Source organism: Pinisolibacter sp. DMC19, from assembly GCF_056313985.1.
Window position 1 is genome coordinate 236310 of the sequence record NZ_JBQUZF010000005.1, and the last position, 14546, is coordinate 250855.

The following is a 14546-nucleotide window of genomic DNA, read 5'->3' on the forward strand; positions in this document are numbered from 1 at the left end:
GCCACGGCGATGGCGCGATGCGTCCGCGCGGTGTAGCTTCGCGCGAAATCGAGCCGAGACCCCGATGCGCCTGACCGCCTACACCAACTACGCCCTTCGCACCCTGATGTTCGCCGCCCTCGAGGCGCCGAATCTGGTACGCGTTCAGGACGTCGCCGAAGCCCACGGCATCTCGCGCACCCATCTGGTGAAATGCGTCCACCAGCTCGGACAGTGGGGCTATCTCGTCAACGTCCGCGGCCGCGGCGGCGGCTTCCGCCTCGCCCGACCGGCGGAGGCGATCACCATCGGCGAGATCGTCCGCCTGACGCAGGAGAGCTTCGGCGCCGGCCAGGCCGCCGAGGCGAGCGACGACGACGAGCGTCGGCTCAATGCGATCTTCGACGACGCCAACGCCGCCTTCCTCGCCGTGCTCGACGATCACACCATCGGCGACGTGATCGCCGACGACGGCGACCTCAGGCTTCTGCTGGGGCTCGGGCCGGCGGCGGCGTGACGACGCCCTCGCCGGCGACGATCGAGGCGATGGTGGCGGCCGCCAGCCGTCCCTCCCAGGCACTCCACGCCGTCGCGCAGATCTCGCGCAGGCGGCAGACGCGGGCGACCCGGCAGGCGCCGTCCGGGCTGAGGCCGCAGGGGAAGAGCTCCGACTTGTCCTCGAACAGCGACACCACCTCGAGCACGGTCACGTCCTCGGCCGGCCGGCCGAGGCGATAGCCACCGCCCCGTCCGCGCGACCCGACGAGATAGCCCGCCCGCATCAGCCGGTGACAGGCCTTGACCACCAGCGCCTCGGTCATGCCGAGCCGGCTCGCCATCTCGGGCATGGTCAGGGGCTCGCCGGCGCCGCGTGCGCAGGCGGCGAGGATGCGCAGGGCACCGCTGGTACAGGCGTTGGTCTGCATCGTCTCGTCCGTCGGCGGCCTGAGCACCGCATCAAGACCTATAGTCCGCCGCGCCGCGCCCGACAAACGATCCCTGCCGCGATCGGAGTCTCGGGCGGATTTCAACGACGGCGGGTCGTGCTATCAAGGCACGCTCCCTTTCCTCGACGCGCCGGAACGACCCCCGTGATGCCGACCGGTCCCGAGGCCGCCCGCCCGGCCATCCGTCCCGAGACGCCCCGTCGCCGGCTGCCGCTGGCCGGCATCGCCGTCGGTCTCGTGGCGGTCGCCGTCGCCGTGCCGCTGATCCTGGCGACCCGCGGCGGCCCCGCGAACCCGGTCCGCGAGACGCCCGCCACTCCGCCTGCCGCCACCCGCGAGCCCCCACGTGCCGCCGTCGCCTCGGTCGAGCGCCAGACCGCCACCCGCAGGCTCTCCGCCTTCCGCGCCGATCCGCTCGACCCGCTCGCCCCCGTCGGCGTGGCGACCGACGGCTTCGCCGCGCAGATCCGGCTGGAGCCGCCCTACATGGCGGTCGATTCGACGGTCTTCGACGCGCGCGGCATTCGCGTCCGCCTCGACGGCGTCTGGCCGGTCGGCCGCGGCGAGGTCTGCAACGGCGCCGGCGGCGCCAAGATCGCCTGCGGCCTCGCCGGCCGCGCCGCCCTGCAGAACTATCTCGCCAACCGATCGGTCGCCTGCCTGCGCCGCTTCGCGACCGCGCCCGGCCCGGTCGTCGTCGCCGACTGCCGGGTCGACGGCGAGGATCTCGCCGAACGGATGATCCGGATGGGCCAGGCCTTCCCCGCCCCCGACCGCGGCGACTGGGGCCGCGCCGCCCTCGAAGAAGCCCGCACCGCCCGCCGCGGCGTCTGGTCCGGCGATCACGCCCCACCGACCCGCGACCGCGCGAGCGAAGACATCGCCGCCACACCCTACGACCCGGCCGTCTTCGGGCAGAGCGAGTGACCTTCGGAGCGCGGATCCGGAGTCCGTCCGGGCAACAAAAAAGCCGCTGAGACCAGCGGCTTGTCGGGACAGTTGGTGGAGCTGAGGGGAATCGAACCCCTGACCTCTGCAGTGCGATTGCAGCGCTCTCCCATCTGAGCTACAGCCCCGACCGTCTCGGGCGGGGTCATGGGGGACCCCGCGTCGGATGCCGGCCGTTTACGGCACCCGCCCGAGACTGTCAAGCACTCCTCGCGACCCGCGCGCGCCGTCCCGTCCGCGACCCCGCCTGTGCCGGCCGCCACAGGCGCCGCACCGGCCGGCCGAGCGGCGCGGCGGGGTCGCGCGACGCGGCTCCGTCGTCGCGAAACCGCGGGACGTCTTGGCAAGTCGCCCCCCCGTCGCTACATCAGAGGCTCGTTGAAACGGGAAACGCGCAATGGCTCTGGTCACGCCCATCATCCTCGTCCTCGATCTCGTGCTCGACCTCTACGGCTGGGTGCTGATCGCCGCGATCGTCTTCTCGTGGCTCTATCAGTTCGGCGTGGTCAACTCGCGAAACCGCGCGGTCGCCGCCATCGGCGACGCGCTCTACCGCATGACCGAGCCGGTGCTGGCGCCCGTCCGCCGCTTCCTGCCGAACCTCGGCGGCCTCGATCTGTCGCCGCTCGTCGTCTTCCTCGCCATCTTCCTGGTGCGCCAGTACCTGCGCATGCTGATTCGCTGATCATGACGACCGCCCCCGCCGCGGCGATCGAGGCGCGCGCCGACGGTGTGCGCCTCAGGGTGCGGTTGACGCCGCGCGCCTCCCGCGACGCACTCGGGGCGCTGGAGATGCTCGCCGACGGCAACGAGGTGATGATCGCCCACGTCCGGGCGCTTCCCGCCGACGGTGCGGCGAATACGGCATTGACACGCCTCGTCGCCGAATGCCTTGGTGTCGCCCGATCGAAGGTGGACGTCGTGTCCGGCCACACCAGCCGGGTGAAGGTGCTTCACGTCGAGGGCGACGGTCCGACGCTCGCCGCGGCCCTGGCCGCGCTGGCGACCCGACCGGCGCGCTGACGCGAGCCCACGCGACCATCGCCAAACCGACGGCCGCCCGCGGCCGGCAGCGACGGGGGATTTTCCATGACCGCAACCATCATCGACGGCAAGGCCCGCGCCGAGGCCCTGCGCAAGACCGTCGCCGAAGAAGTGTCCCGCTTCGCCGCCGCCCAGGGCGCCGCTCCCGGTCTCGCCGTGGTGCTGGTCGGCGAAGATCCCGCCTCCACCGTCTATGTCGCCTCCAAGGCCAAGCAGACGGTCGAAGTCGGCATGCGTTCCTTCGAGCATCGCCTGCCCGCCGACACGTCGGAGAGCGACCTGATCGCGCTGGTCGAGGCCCTCGGTCGCGACGACTCGGTCGACGGCATCCTGGTGCAGCTGCCGGTACCCCGCCACATCGACGCCGGCCGGGTGATCGCGGCGATCGATCCGCTGAAGGACGTCGACGGTCTCACCGAGGTCAACGCCGGCCGCCTCGCCGCCGGTCGACCCGGGCTGGTGCCCTGCACGCCCTACGGCTCGATGATGATGCTCGACTGGGTCGGTCGGCCGCTCGCCGGCCTCGACGCGGTGGTGGTCGGCCGCTCCGAGCTGGTCGGTCGGCCGATGGCCCAACTGCTGCTGATGGCGAACTGCACCGTCACCATCGCCCATTCCAAGACCCGCGACCTCGCCGAGGTCTGCCGGCGTGCCGACATCCTCGTCGCTGCGGTTGGACGCCCGCGGATGATCCCCGGCGACTGGGTGAAGCCCGGCGCGACCGTGATCGACGTCGGCATCAATCGCATCCCCGCCCCCGAGAAGGGCGAAGGCAAGACCCGTCTGGTCGGCGACGTCGACTTCGACACGGCGAAGGAGGTGGCCGGCGCCATCACGCCGGTGCCCGGCGGCGTCGGCCTGATGACGGTCGCCACCCTGCTCGCCAACACGCTGATCGCCGCCCATCGGCGGCGCGGCCTGACGCCGCCGGCGTTCTTCGCCGAACTCGACAAACGGCTGTTCGGAAGGTGAGCCGTCCCGTCTCAGAAGTCGCTGGCGATGCCCTTGAGTTCCCAGTCGCCGTAGCGCACCGGCTCCGGCCCGTCGCGGCCGCGCAGTTCCTTCGGCGCGGGGGCGGCGGCAGCGGCCGCCTCGTCGGCGAGACGGCGGCGTTCCTCCGCCTCGCGCAGCGCCCGCTGGGCGGCGGGCGGAAGATCCTCGAAACGCGGACGCGCCGGTGCGGTCTCCGCCGCAGGCGCCTCGCCCACGCTCGTCGCTTCGCTCTTCGGCTGGTCTTCCGCGCCCATCATCGCCTCGGCTCCTTGATCCCGGCTGCGATCGGAGTGATAGCATGGGCTCCGACCGGCGTCGAACCACGCCCCACACCCCAGACATGCCTCCGGCCGCCCCCACGCGCCGCCGAACCGACGAGATCCGAGCCCCGCATGACCGAAGACGGACGCCCGCGCGCCCCCCGCCGCCCCGGCGGCAAGCCCTCCTCGCCGCATCGCGGCCGCCCCGGCCCGAAGGGTCGGCCGCGCGACGCCGCGAAGGGAGAGGCGAGGGAGACCGCCGCGCCCACCCGTCGCGAGGAACCCGGCGTCGCCGCCCGCGCCCAGGCGGTCGAAATCCTGTCGGCGACGCTCGACGAGGGTAGGCCGCTCGATCAGGTGCTCGACCACCGCTCGACCATCCCGGCCTGGACGAACATGCCGCCCGCCGACCGGGCGCTCTGCCGCGCCATCGTCTCGACGACGCTGCGCCGCCTCGGCCTCGTCGACGACGCGCTGAAGCGCCTGCTCACCCGCCCGCTGCCGTCGAAGGCGGCGCGCGCCCGCCAGATCCTCAGGGTCGGCGCGGCACAGCTCCTCTTCATGGAGGTGCCAGACCACGCCGCCGTGTCGATCGCCACCACGCTCGCCGATCGCGACCAACGCATCCGGCCGTGGAAGGCGATGGTCAACGGCGTGCTGCGCAACCTCGCCCGCGAGCGCGAGACCATCCTCGCCGATCAGGACGCCACCCGCCTCGTCACGCCGCTGTGGCTGTGGCGGGCGTGGTGCGAGACCTGGGGCGAAGAGACGGCCCGCGCCTTCGGCGCCGCCCACATGATCGAACCGGCGCTCGATCTGACCGTGAAGTCCGACCCGCAAGGCTGGGCGACCCGCCTCGGCGGCATCGTCCTGCCGACCGGCAGTGTCCGCTTCGTGCCGCACGGACCGGTCGACAAACTCGACGGCTTCACCGAAGGCGAATGGTGGGTGCAGGACGCCGCCGCCGCCCTGCCGGCGCGCCTGCTCGGCGACGTCGCCGGCCTCTCGGTCGCCGACCTCTGCGCCGCGCCGGGCGGCAAGACCGCCCAGCTCGCCGCCCGCGGCGCCCATGTCACCGCCGTCGACCTCTCGCCCCACCGCCTCGAGCGGCTGAAGCAGAACGTCGCCCGCCTGCGCCTCGGCGACGTCACGACCCGCGCCGCCGACCTCGAGCAGTGGACGCCCGATGCGCCCTTCGACGCCATCCTGCTCGACGCCCCCTGCTCGGCGACCGGCACGCTGCGCCGCAATCCCGACGTCGGCCGCCTCAAGAAGGCCGGCACGGTGGAGGAACTGGTGGAACTCCAGGGCCGCCTGATCGAACGGGCGGCGGGCTGGGTCAAGCCCGGCGGCCTCCTCGTCTGGTGCACCTGTTCGCTGCAGAAGGCGGAAGGAGAAGACCGCATCGCCGCCTTCCTCGACGGCCACCCCGACTTCGAGCGCATCCCCGTGCGCGCCGAGGAGATCGGCGGGCTCGAGGCGGCGATCACGGCGGAGGGCGACCTGCGCACCCGGCCCGATCTTCTGCCCAACGACGACCCGCGGCTCGCCGGTCTCGACGGCTTCTTCGCCGCGCGCCTGCGCCGAAAGGCCTGATGATCGCAGCGAAATTCCAGAGCCGGCTTAACGCGCCGTTAACCCAGATGAAGTGCCTTGGATCATGGGGCGAGGTGCCCGGCCGCGTGACGCGCCGGGTGGTCGTGCCGTGGTGAGGTCGATGGCTCGGGCGGGTGCGGGACGAATCGCGGAAATGCGTCTGGTCGGCCGTCTGGTCGCCCGTCGCCTCCTCGCGCCGGCGATCCGGGCGATCCGCGCCGCCCGCACCTATGTCGAGCCCGCCGCCGACCGCCTGACCATCGCGCCGCAGGATCTGCGCACCGCCGATCCGACCATGGCCGACGACATCTACGCCGGCATCTTCGTCTTCGCCGGCCAGATCGTCGAATGCCGCGGTCATTCGCCCTTCGACGTGCCGCCGCCGAGCGCCGAATGGGAGCGCGCGCTGCACGGCTTCGGCTGGATGCGCCACCTGCGCGCCGCCGAGACGCCGCTGTCGCGCGCCAACGCCCGCGCCCTGGTCGACGACTGGCTGCGCAAGTCGCAGCTCCCCGCCGTCGCCTGGGACCAGGAGATCGCCGCCCGTCGCCTGCTCGCCTGGCTGACCCAGGCGCCGATGATCCTGACCGACGCCGACCCCGGCTTCTACCACCGCTTCCTCGCCGGCATCACCCGCCACTTCCGTCAGTTGCGCATCCACCGCGGCGAGGAGCCGGCCGGTCTGCCGCGGCTCAAGGTGATGCTGGCGCTGCTCGCCTGCGTCGTCACGGTGGAGAGCTTCCGTCGTTGGGTCCGACCGCTGTCGCGCCGGCTCGACGAGGAACTCGGCCGCCAGATCCTGCCCGACGGCGGCCACGTCGACCGCAATCCCAATTCGGTGGTCGAGGTCCTGGTCGATCTCCTGCCGATCCGTCAGGTGCTGGTGGCGCGCTCCTTCCCGGTGTCGCAGGCGCTGACGTCGTCGATCGACCGAATGATGCCGATGGTCCGCTTCTTCCGTCACGACGACGGCACGCTGGCGCTGTTCAACGGCGCCTCGTCGACCTCGACCGGCGTCATCGCCACCGTCTTCGCCTATGACGATGCCCAGAGCCGACCGCACGGCAATGCGTCCCATTCGGGCTACCAGCGGCTGGAGGCGAACGGCACCGTCCTCGTCATGGACTGCGGCACACCGCCCCCCGTCGAGATCGCCCGCGACGCCCATGCCGGCACGCTCGCCTTCGAGATGTCGTCCGGCCACTCCCGCTTCGTCGTCAACTGCGGCGCCCCCTTCCGCCCGATCGGCGACTGGCGGGGGCTCGCCCGCACCACCGCGGCCCATTCGTCGCTGGTGGTCGACGATCATTCCTCCGGCCGCATCCGCGACAAGGGCGCGCTCGCCCGTCTGCTCGGCCCGGTACTGGTGCCCGGCCCGCACGCGGTGACCGTCGATCGACAGGAGACCCCACGCGGCGAGGAGGGCAGCGACGTCGCCGTCACCGCCACCCACGACGGCTATGCCGCCGCCTACGGCATCCTGCACGAGCGCCGCATCGTGCTCTCCGCCGACGGCGACCACGTCGACGGCCACGACCGCATCCTGCCGGCGGAGGGCCGTACGCCCGCCGACGTCGGCTATGTCGTGCGCTTCCATCTCCACCCGTCCGTCCGCGCCGAGGCGACCGAGGTCGGCATCCAACTCTCCGCCCCCAACGGCGAGGCCTGGATCTTCGCCTGCCTCGACGTCGTGCCACAGATCGAGCCTTCGGTGCATCTGGCCGATTCCCACGGGCTGCGCCGCGCCGAGCAGATCACCCTGACGGTGGAGGCCGGCGGCCCGCGCGAGCTCGCCTGGAGCCTCGTCCACGCCACCCGCTCGCTGGTGCCGCGCCGCTGATCGGCGTGCGCATGGCGGAAAAGCGGCGCTTTCGCCGGACGTCGGGTTTGCGGCGGACGCGATTCGTGCTATCCGCCCGCTCGCAGACTTCCGGATCCCGACGACGACACGAGCCGAACGGCACGAGCAACCGTTCCGCGCCTCGCGGATCCGTTTTCGACCGGCTCCGCGAAAGGCCAGAGCGCCCCATGTCGATCACCGTCAAGAACATCACCCCGCCCGACCGCGTTCCTCTGAAGCGCGCGCTGCTGTCCGTCTCCGACAAGACCGGGCTGATCGACTTCGCCCGCGCGCTCGCCGCCCACGGCGTCGAGCTGTTGTCGACCGGCGGCACCTGCAAGGCGCTCGCCGATGCCGGGCTTCCGGTGAAGGACGTGTCCGAGGTGACGGGCTTCCCGGAGATCATGGACGGTCGCGTCAAGACGCTGCACCCGAAGGTCCACGGCGGTCTCCTCGCCGTCCGCAACGACCCCGAGCACGTCGCCGCCATGGAGGCCCACGGCATCGGCGGCATCGATCTGCTGGTCGTCAACCTCTATCCCTTCGAGGCGACGGTGGCGAAGGGTGCCGACTGGGCGACCGCGATCGAGAACATCGACATCGGTGGCCCGGCGATGATCCGCGCCTCGGCCAAGAACCACGCCTATGTCGCGGTCGTCGTCGACCCGGCGCGCTACGGCGACGTGCTCGCCGCGCTCGAGGCCAACGACGGCGCCACCACGCTGGACCTGCGCAAGTCGCTCGCCCTCGAGGCCTTCGGCCGCACCGCCACCTACGACGCCGCCATCTCCAACTGGATCGCCGCGGCGATCGGCGAGGACGCGCCGAAGTACCGCGCCGTCGGCGGCACGCTGACCGAGGTGATGCGCTACGGCGAGAACCCGCACCAGAAGGCCGCCTTCTACAAGTCGGCCGAGGTCCGTCCGGGCGTCGCCACCGCCGTGCAGGTCCAGGGCAAGCAGCTCTCCTACAACAACATCAACGACACCGACGCCGCCTACGAGCTGGTCGCCGAGTTCGACCCGGCCCGCACCGCCGCCTGCGCCATCATCAAGCACGCCAACCCCTGCGGCGTGGCCGAGGGTGCGTCGCTGAAGGAAGCCTATCTCAAGGCGCTGCGCTGCGACCCGGTCTCCGCCTTCGGCGGCATCATCGCCTTCAACCAGACGCTCGACGCGGCGGCGGCCGAGGAGATCGTGAAGATCTTCACCGAGGTCATCATCGCCCCCGACGCCACCGACGAGGCGAAGGCGATCGTCGCCACCAAGAAGAACCTGCGCCTGCTCATCGCCGGCGGTCTGCCCAAGGCCGCGGCCGAGGGCATCACCGCCAAGACGGTCGCCGGCGGCGTCCTCGTCCAGTCCCGCGACAACGGCACCGTCGACGGCCTCGAGCTGAAGACGGTCACCAAGCGCGCGCCCTCCGAGGCCGAGCTCGCCGACCTCGCCTTCGCCTTCCGCGTCTGCAAGCACGTCAAGTCGAACGCCATCGTCTACGTCAAGGGTCTCGCCACCGTCGGCATCGGCGCCGGCCAGATGAGCCGCGTCGACAGCGCCCGCATCGCCGCCCGCAAGGCCGCCGATGCGGCTGCCGCGGCGGGCGAGAGCGAGCCGCTGACCAAGGGTTCGGTTGCCGCGTCCGACGCCTTCTTCCCCTTCGCCGACGGGCTCGAAGTGGTGATCGAGGCCGGCGCCACCGCCGTCGTCCAGCCGGGCGGCTCGATGCGCGACAACGAGGTCTTCGAGGCCGCCGACAAGGCCGGCATCGCCATGGTCACGACCGGCATGCGCCACTTCCGCCACTGACGCCTCCGGCCCCGCCTCGCGCGGGGCCGATCGTCCGGACCGGCATGAAACGAAAAAGGGCGGCCTCGCGGCCGCCCTTTCGCATTCCATCCCGAGGGATCACTTGGCCTTGTCGGCCTTGTAGCGATCCATCGCCTCGACGATCAGCTTCTTGGCCTCGGTCGCATCGCCCCAGCGCACCACCTTGACCCACTTGCCGGGCTCGAGGTCCTTGTAGTGCTCGAAGAAGTGCTGGACCTGATCGATCGCGATCTTCGGCAGGTCGGTGTAGTTCTGCACGTGGTCGTAGCGCGGCGTCAGCTTGGAAACCGGCACGGCGATGATCTTCTCGTCGCCGCCGCTCTCGTCTTCCATGAAGAACACGCCGACCGGACGGCAGGACATGATGGCGCCCGGCGCGATGGCGCGAGAGTTCATCACCACCACGTCGATGGGGTCGCCGTCGTCCGACAGGGTGTGCGGCACGAAGCCGTAGTTACCCGGGTAGCGCATCGAGGTGTAGAGGAAGCGGTCGACGACCAGCGCGCCCGAGGCCTTGTCGAGCTCGTACTTGATCGGCTCGCCGCCGATCGGCACCTCGATGATCACGTTGATGTCGTCCGGCGGGTTCTTGCCGATGGCGATGGCGTCGATACGCATGGTTGTCTCCCGAAGGGCGGTCGACCCGCCCGGTCTCGCGTGCCGCCGGGGAGCCCCTCGACCACCCGGCCGTCCGCGCCGAAGGTACGGACGAAGTCCCGGTCGCGACGCGACCGTGTTCGGGGCATCTCATACCCGATCATGCGCCGCGGCGAAACGTCGCCGTTCGGACGACGTCCAGCCATTCGACCGTGTCGTGAAAGGGGACGATCACTCGGGATCGAAACCGAAGACCTCGACGGCGAGCGTCGTCTCGCCGAGCCGTTCGCCGGTCTCCGCCGCCACCTTGCCGCCCATCCGCTCCCAGAAACCCAGCGCGGGCGTGTTCTCGGCCAGCACCCGGACGGCGAAGCTCGCCAGCCCGTAGCGCCGCAGCTCCGCCTTGGCGGCGGCGAACAGCGACCGGCCGAAGCCGAGGCCCTGGTGTTCGGGATCGATGTAGAGCTCGTAGATCTCGCCGGCGTGCGGCAGCATCCGCATGCGGTTGTGTCCGAGCGTGGCGTAGCCGGCGATGCGGCCGCCGACCTCGAGGACGAGGATCGCCGTGTGCCGTTCGAGCGCGCGTTTCCACCACGTGGGTCCGCGACGCGCGATCATGCGCTCCAGCTCCGTGCCCGGAATGATACCGCGATATGCCTGTCGCCACGCCGCGTCGTGAACGTCGGCGATGCGACCGGCGTCCGCGACCTCCGCGCGTCTGATACCGATCTGACCGAGTTTCATGAAAGGAAGCGTAGCGCGGGTTTTCGGGTCCGCAAAGGGGGGCTCATGCGGATTTTCACGGATGAGCGAAGAAATTCTTCGCCGTCTCCCCCCGCCCCTTGAAACCGGCTTCCCGCCTCCCGATCTCTCGATCCGTTCGGCGGTCGCCTCGACCGCTCGCGGGAGGTCCTCGATGGCAGCGTCCGAATATCGTCGCGTCTGGAACGACCCCGAGATCCTAGGCCCGGAGGAGACCCGCGAGGAGCGGGTGCGCTCGGGCTTCAGGGACACGCTGAAGCGCGCCGCCCGCGCCATCCCCTTCGCCGAGGACGTGGTGGCGGCCTGGCACTGCGCCCTCGATCCCGAGACGCCGCGTTCGGTGCGCTGGACGCTGCTCGCCGCACTCGCCTATTTCATCGCGCCCGCCGACCTCATCCCCGACGTGATCCCGATCGTCGGCTGGACCGACGACGTCGGCGTCCTCGCCGCGGCAATCGCCATCGTCGGCCGCCACATCCGCGACGATCATCGCGAAAAGGCCAAAGAGACGCTGCGGGAGGGGTGACCCCTCACGCCGTCACGACGATCTTGCCCTTGACCCGTCGCGCGGCGATCTCCTCGATCGCCGCCGCGGTCTCGGCGAGCGGGCGGACGGCGTGGATGTGCGGCTTCACCCGCCCCTCCGCCGCCCAGGCGACGATTTGCGCCATCTCGGCGCGGAAGGCGTCCCCCTCGCGCTCGATGTGGTCTCCCCAGAACACGCCGACGAGGTCGCATCCCTTGAGCAGCAGCAGGTTGAGCGGGATCTTCGGGATCTCGCCGGCGGCGAAGCCGACGACGAGATAGCGCCCGCGCCAACCCGTCGCCCGCACCGCCGGTTCGGCATAGCGATCGCCGACCGCGTCGTAGACGACGTCGACGCCGCGCCCGCCGGAAAGCTCCTTCAGCCGAACCTTCAGGTCCTCGGCGTCGTAGTCGACCACTTCGTCGGCGCCGATCGACCGGCAGAAGGCGAGCTTCTCGGCGCCGCTCGCACAGGCGATCACCCGCGCGCCGACCGCCTTGGCGACTTCGATCGCCGCCTGCCCCGCCCCGCCCGAGGCGCCGAGGATGGCGACGGTCTCGCCGGCGCGGAGCCTGCCGCGGTCGACGAGCCCGTGCACCGCCGTGCCGTAGGTCACCGACAGCGTCGCCGCCGTGACGAAGTCGAGGCTCTCGGGAAGAGCCACCAGATCGGCGGCCTTCACCACCACCTTCTCGCGCGCCCCGCCCCATTTGACGTAGGCGAGCACCCGGTCGCCGACGGCGACACCCGAGACGCCCTCTCCGAGGCTCTCGACCACCCCGGCGATCTCGCCGCCCGGCGAGAAGGGGAGTTCCGGCTTGAACTGGTAGCGATCGCGGATGATCAGCGTGTCGAAGAAGTTGAGGGCGCAGGCCCGCATCGCCACGACCACCTCGCCGGGGCCGGCGACCGGATCGGGCAGGTCTTCGAACGTCAGCTGGGACGCCGGCCCGTGGGCACGGCAGACGATCGCCTTCATGGCATTTCCTCGCGTTTTTCGTTCTCGGACGCCGAAGATGGGGAAGCCGGCCGGCCGCGTCAGCCCGTCCCTTGGTCGAAGCCGGCCGCCTCGCCCGAATTTCGCCCCTTCGTCTCGTCAGACAGAGGCCACGCACCGACGGGCTCCCCCGTCGAGACCGTCTGCCGCACGACCCGGCAACCTTCTGGTAACCATGCGCGTGGTTTCTGAAGGAACCGAGGGTCGCCCGCGAAGGCGGCCGCGCGTCTGACCGCGAGACGGAGTACGACGAGATGAAGATCGCCCTCGCCGCCGCATCCATGGCAGCGATTCTGGTGGCCGGCACGAGTGCCGCCCTGGCCGAGAGCAAGCCCGCCGCCGCCAAGCCCGCCACCCCCGCCAAGCCCGCGGCGGCGGCCCCCGCCGCGCCGGCCTCGCCGCTGCTGATCGTCGAGGCCAAGGACTGGCGCGCCTTCACCGCCGGCACCGCCAAGGGCAAGGTCTGCTTCGCCCTGTCGAAGCCGACCAAGATGGAACCGCCCTCGCTCAATCACGGCGACGTCTTCTTCTTCATTTCGACGCGGCCCGCCGAAGGCGTGCGCAACGAGCCGAGCCTGCAGGTCGGCTATCCGATGAAGGAAGGCTCCAAGGCAGCCGCCGACATCGACGGCAAGAAGTTCGCCATGTTCACCAAGGCCGACGGCGCCTGGCTCGAGCACGACAACGAGGTCGGCGCCTTCCTCGACGCCCTCAAGAAGGGCTCGAAACTGTCGATCGCCGCCACCTCCGGCCGCGGCAACCCGACGTCCTACGTCTTTTCGCTCTCCGGCATCTCCGCCGCGCTCGACGGCGCCGCCAAGGAATGCAAGTGACGCGAACGCGCCGCGGGCTTCCTCGCGGCGCGGTTTTCGGCTATGGATGGACGATGTTTCAGGCGGATGGGGTGACCCGTCCGCCTTTCGCGTCGCGCGACGCCGCAGACCCGACCATCGAGGACAGACCCCCATGACGCGCCCCGCCACGGCCGCGATGCCGACCGACGACGTGCTCGACGCCATCGTCAAGCGACCGCAGGCCGTCGCCACCGCCGACGCCAAGCCCTCGCTCCTCGGCCTGACCCGCGACCGCCTCGCCGACGCGCTGCGCGCCGTCGGCGTCGAGGAGGCGAAGATCCGCATGCGGGTGAACCAGCTCTGGCACTGGATCTACCTGCGCGGCGCCGCCGACTTCGCGGCGATGACCAACGTCTCCAAGGACCTGCGCGCGACGCTCGCCGAGCGCTACGTCGTCGGCCGTCCCGAACTCGTCGCCGAGCAGATCTCGGTCGACGGCACCCGCAAGTGGCTGTTCCGTTTCCCGCCGCGCGGCGCCGGCCGCCCGGTCGAGGTCGAGACCGTCTACATTCCGGAAGAGGGCCGCGGCACGCTCTGCGTCTCGTCGCAGGTCGGCTGCTCGCTCACCTGTTCCTTCTGCCACACCGGCACCCAGGTCATGGTGCGCAACCTGACGGCGGAAGAGATCGTCGCCCAGGTGGTGGTCGCCCGCGAGCGCCTCGGCGACTTCCCTGCCGCCGAGAAGGCCGCCGGCCAGCTGCCCTCGGAGGGCCGCCTCGTCACCAACATCGTGATGATGGGCATGGGCGAGCCGCTGATGAACTACGAGGCGGTGCGCGACGCCATGCTGATCTTCGCCGACGGCGACGGTCTCTCGCTCTCCAAGCGCCGCATCACGCTGTCGACCTCCGGCGTCGTACCGGCGATCCCCAAGATCGGCGCCGAGACCGGCGTCATGCTGGCGATCTCGCTCCACGCCGTGCGCGACGACCTGCGCGACGTTCTGGTGCCGATCAACAAGAAGTACCCGATCGCCGAGCTGCTCCAGGCCTGCCGCGACTATCCGGGCCTCTCCAACGCCCGCCGCATCACCTTCGAATACGTCATGCTGAAGGGCGTCAACGACAGCCCGGCCGATGCGCGCGAGCTCGTCCGCCTGCTGCGCGGCATCCCTGCCAAGATCAACCTGATTCCCTTCAACGCCTGGCCCGGCTCGGCCTACGAATGCCCCGACTGGGATGCGATCGAGACCTTCGCCGAGATCGTCAATCGGGCGGGTTACGCGAGCCCGATCCGCACCCCGCGCGGCCGCGACATCCTCGCCGCCTGCGGTCAGCTGAAGTCGGCCTCCGAACGCCTCAAGGTCGCCGAGCGTCTGGCGCTCGAGGCGATGATGGCCTCGGGCGGCGACGACGAGGACTGACGTCTCGGCGGCCG

Annotated in this window: 16 protein-coding genes and 1 tRNA gene; 11 read left to right on the forward strand and 6 right to left on the reverse strand. The window is 71.1% G+C overall.

The features are described from left to right. Positions 1-64: 64 nt before the first annotated feature. On the forward strand, positions 65-496 hold the full coding sequence (locus tag ACT53U_RS14300) for an RrF2 family transcriptional regulator (RefSeq protein ID WP_476156136.1): 432 nt from the start codon (positions 65-67) through the stop codon (positions 494-496). On the opposite strand, the gene ACT53U_RS14305 is transcribed toward ACT53U_RS14300, so the two are convergent. Next, complete coding sequence (locus ACT53U_RS14305) at positions 459-905, reverse strand: Rrf2 family transcriptional regulator (RefSeq protein ID WP_476156138.1); 447 nt, start codon at positions 903-905, stop codon at positions 459-461. The two genes, ACT53U_RS14300 and ACT53U_RS14305, sit on opposite strands and share 38 nt — an antisense overlap. 168 nt (positions 906-1073) lie before the next feature. On the opposite strand from ACT53U_RS14305, the gene ACT53U_RS14310 reads away from it, so the two are divergent. Then, complete coding sequence (locus ACT53U_RS14310; protein WP_476156140.1) at positions 1074-1853, forward strand: thermonuclease family protein; 780 nt, start codon at positions 1074-1076, stop codon at positions 1851-1853. Between the two features lie 73 nt (positions 1854-1926). Here the strand turns inward: ACT53U_RS14310 and ACT53U_RS14315 are convergent. Continuing rightward, positions 1927-2002: transfer RNA gene (locus tag ACT53U_RS14315), tRNA-Ala, on the reverse strand. A 269-nt stretch (positions 2003-2271) separates the two neighbouring features. Between ACT53U_RS14315 and ACT53U_RS14320 the strand changes: the two genes are divergently transcribed. The 3 genes from ACT53U_RS14320 to folD all read left to right on the forward strand — a co-directional run bounded on the left by ACT53U_RS14320 (position 2272) and on the right by folD (position 3890). Beyond that, positions 2272-2559: a YggT family protein gene (locus ACT53U_RS14320; RefSeq protein ID WP_476156142.1), complete on the forward strand. Its 288-nt coding sequence runs from the start codon at positions 2272-2274 to the stop codon at positions 2557-2559. Positions 2560-2561: 2 nt separating this feature from the next. Further along, positions 2562-2897 (forward strand): DUF167 family protein, encoded by a 336-nt coding sequence (locus ACT53U_RS14325; RefSeq protein ID WP_476156144.1) that lies wholly within the window; start codon positions 2562-2564, stop codon positions 2895-2897. Between the two features lie 66 nt (positions 2898-2963). Then, the gene (gene folD / locus ACT53U_RS14330; RefSeq protein ID WP_476133629.1) at positions 2964-3890 is read left to right on the forward strand and encodes a bifunctional methylenetetrahydrofolate dehydrogenase/methenyltetrahydrofolate cyclohydrolase FolD; all 927 of its coding nucleotides are present in this window, start codon (positions 2964-2966) and stop codon (positions 3888-3890) included. Between the two features lie 11 nt (positions 3891-3901). On the opposite strand, the gene ACT53U_RS14335 is transcribed toward folD, so the two are convergent. Further along, on the reverse strand, positions 3902-4165 hold the full coding sequence (locus ACT53U_RS14335; protein ID WP_476156145.1) for a DUF1674 domain-containing protein: 264 nt from the start codon (positions 4163-4165) through the stop codon (positions 3902-3904). Between the two features lie 138 nt (positions 4166-4303). On the opposite strand from ACT53U_RS14335, the gene ACT53U_RS14340 reads away from it, so the two are divergent. The 3 genes from ACT53U_RS14340 (at position 4304) to purH (ending at position 9412) form a co-directional block, all read left to right on the forward strand. Then, positions 4304-5767 carry an RsmB/NOP family class I SAM-dependent RNA methyltransferase gene (locus ACT53U_RS14340; RefSeq protein ID WP_476156147.1) on the forward strand — a complete coding sequence of 488 codons (1464 nt, stop codon included), beginning with the start codon at positions 4304-4306 and terminating at the stop codon, positions 5765-5767. 154 nt (positions 5768-5921) lie between these two features. Then, on the forward strand, positions 5922-7607 hold the full coding sequence (locus tag ACT53U_RS14345; RefSeq protein WP_476156149.1) for a heparinase II/III family protein: 1686 nt from the start codon (positions 5922-5924) through the stop codon (positions 7605-7607). A gap of 188 nt (positions 7608-7795) precedes the next feature. Further along, a complete protein-coding gene (gene purH, locus ACT53U_RS14350) occupies positions 7796-9412 on the forward strand; it encodes a bifunctional phosphoribosylaminoimidazolecarboxamide formyltransferase/IMP cyclohydrolase (RefSeq protein WP_476156151.1) in 1617 nt (538 codons plus the stop codon). A 99-nt stretch (positions 9413-9511) separates the two neighbouring features. On the opposite strand, the gene ppa is transcribed toward purH, so the two are convergent. Together ppa and ACT53U_RS14360 are read right to left on the reverse strand one after the other, a co-directional pair. Next, positions 9512-10051 carry an inorganic diphosphatase gene (gene ppa / locus ACT53U_RS14355; protein WP_476156153.1) on the reverse strand — a complete coding sequence of 180 codons (540 nt, stop codon included), beginning with the start codon at positions 10049-10051 and terminating at the stop codon, positions 9512-9514. A gap of 210 nt (positions 10052-10261) precedes the next feature. Next, positions 10262-10648 (reverse strand): N-acetyltransferase family protein, encoded by a 387-nt coding sequence (locus tag ACT53U_RS14360; RefSeq protein ID WP_476156154.1) that lies wholly within the window; start codon positions 10646-10648, stop codon positions 10262-10264. A gap of 298 nt (positions 10649-10946) precedes the next feature. Between ACT53U_RS14360 and ACT53U_RS14365 the strand changes: the two genes are divergently transcribed. Beyond that, on the forward strand, positions 10947-11318 hold the full coding sequence (locus ACT53U_RS14365) for a YkvA family protein (protein ID WP_476156156.1): 372 nt from the start codon (positions 10947-10949) through the stop codon (positions 11316-11318). 4 nt (positions 11319-11322) lie between these two features. Here ACT53U_RS14365 and ACT53U_RS14370 read toward each other — a convergent pair whose 3' ends face one another. Beyond that, positions 11323-12297: an NADPH:quinone oxidoreductase family protein gene (locus ACT53U_RS14370; RefSeq protein ID WP_476156157.1), complete on the reverse strand. Its 975-nt coding sequence runs from the start codon at positions 12295-12297 to the stop codon at positions 11323-11325. A 272-nt stretch (positions 12298-12569) separates the two neighbouring features. Between ACT53U_RS14370 and ACT53U_RS14375 the strand changes: the two genes are divergently transcribed. Then, on the forward strand, positions 12570-13148 hold the full coding sequence (locus ACT53U_RS14375; RefSeq protein WP_476156158.1) for an invasion associated locus B family protein: 579 nt from the start codon (positions 12570-12572) through the stop codon (positions 13146-13148). Between the two features lie 133 nt (positions 13149-13281). Next, a complete protein-coding gene (gene rlmN / locus ACT53U_RS14380) occupies positions 13282-14532 on the forward strand; it encodes a dual-specificity RNA methyltransferase RlmN (protein ID WP_476156159.1) in 1251 nt (416 codons plus the stop codon). The last annotated feature ends 14 nt before the right edge of the window (positions 14533-14546 follow it).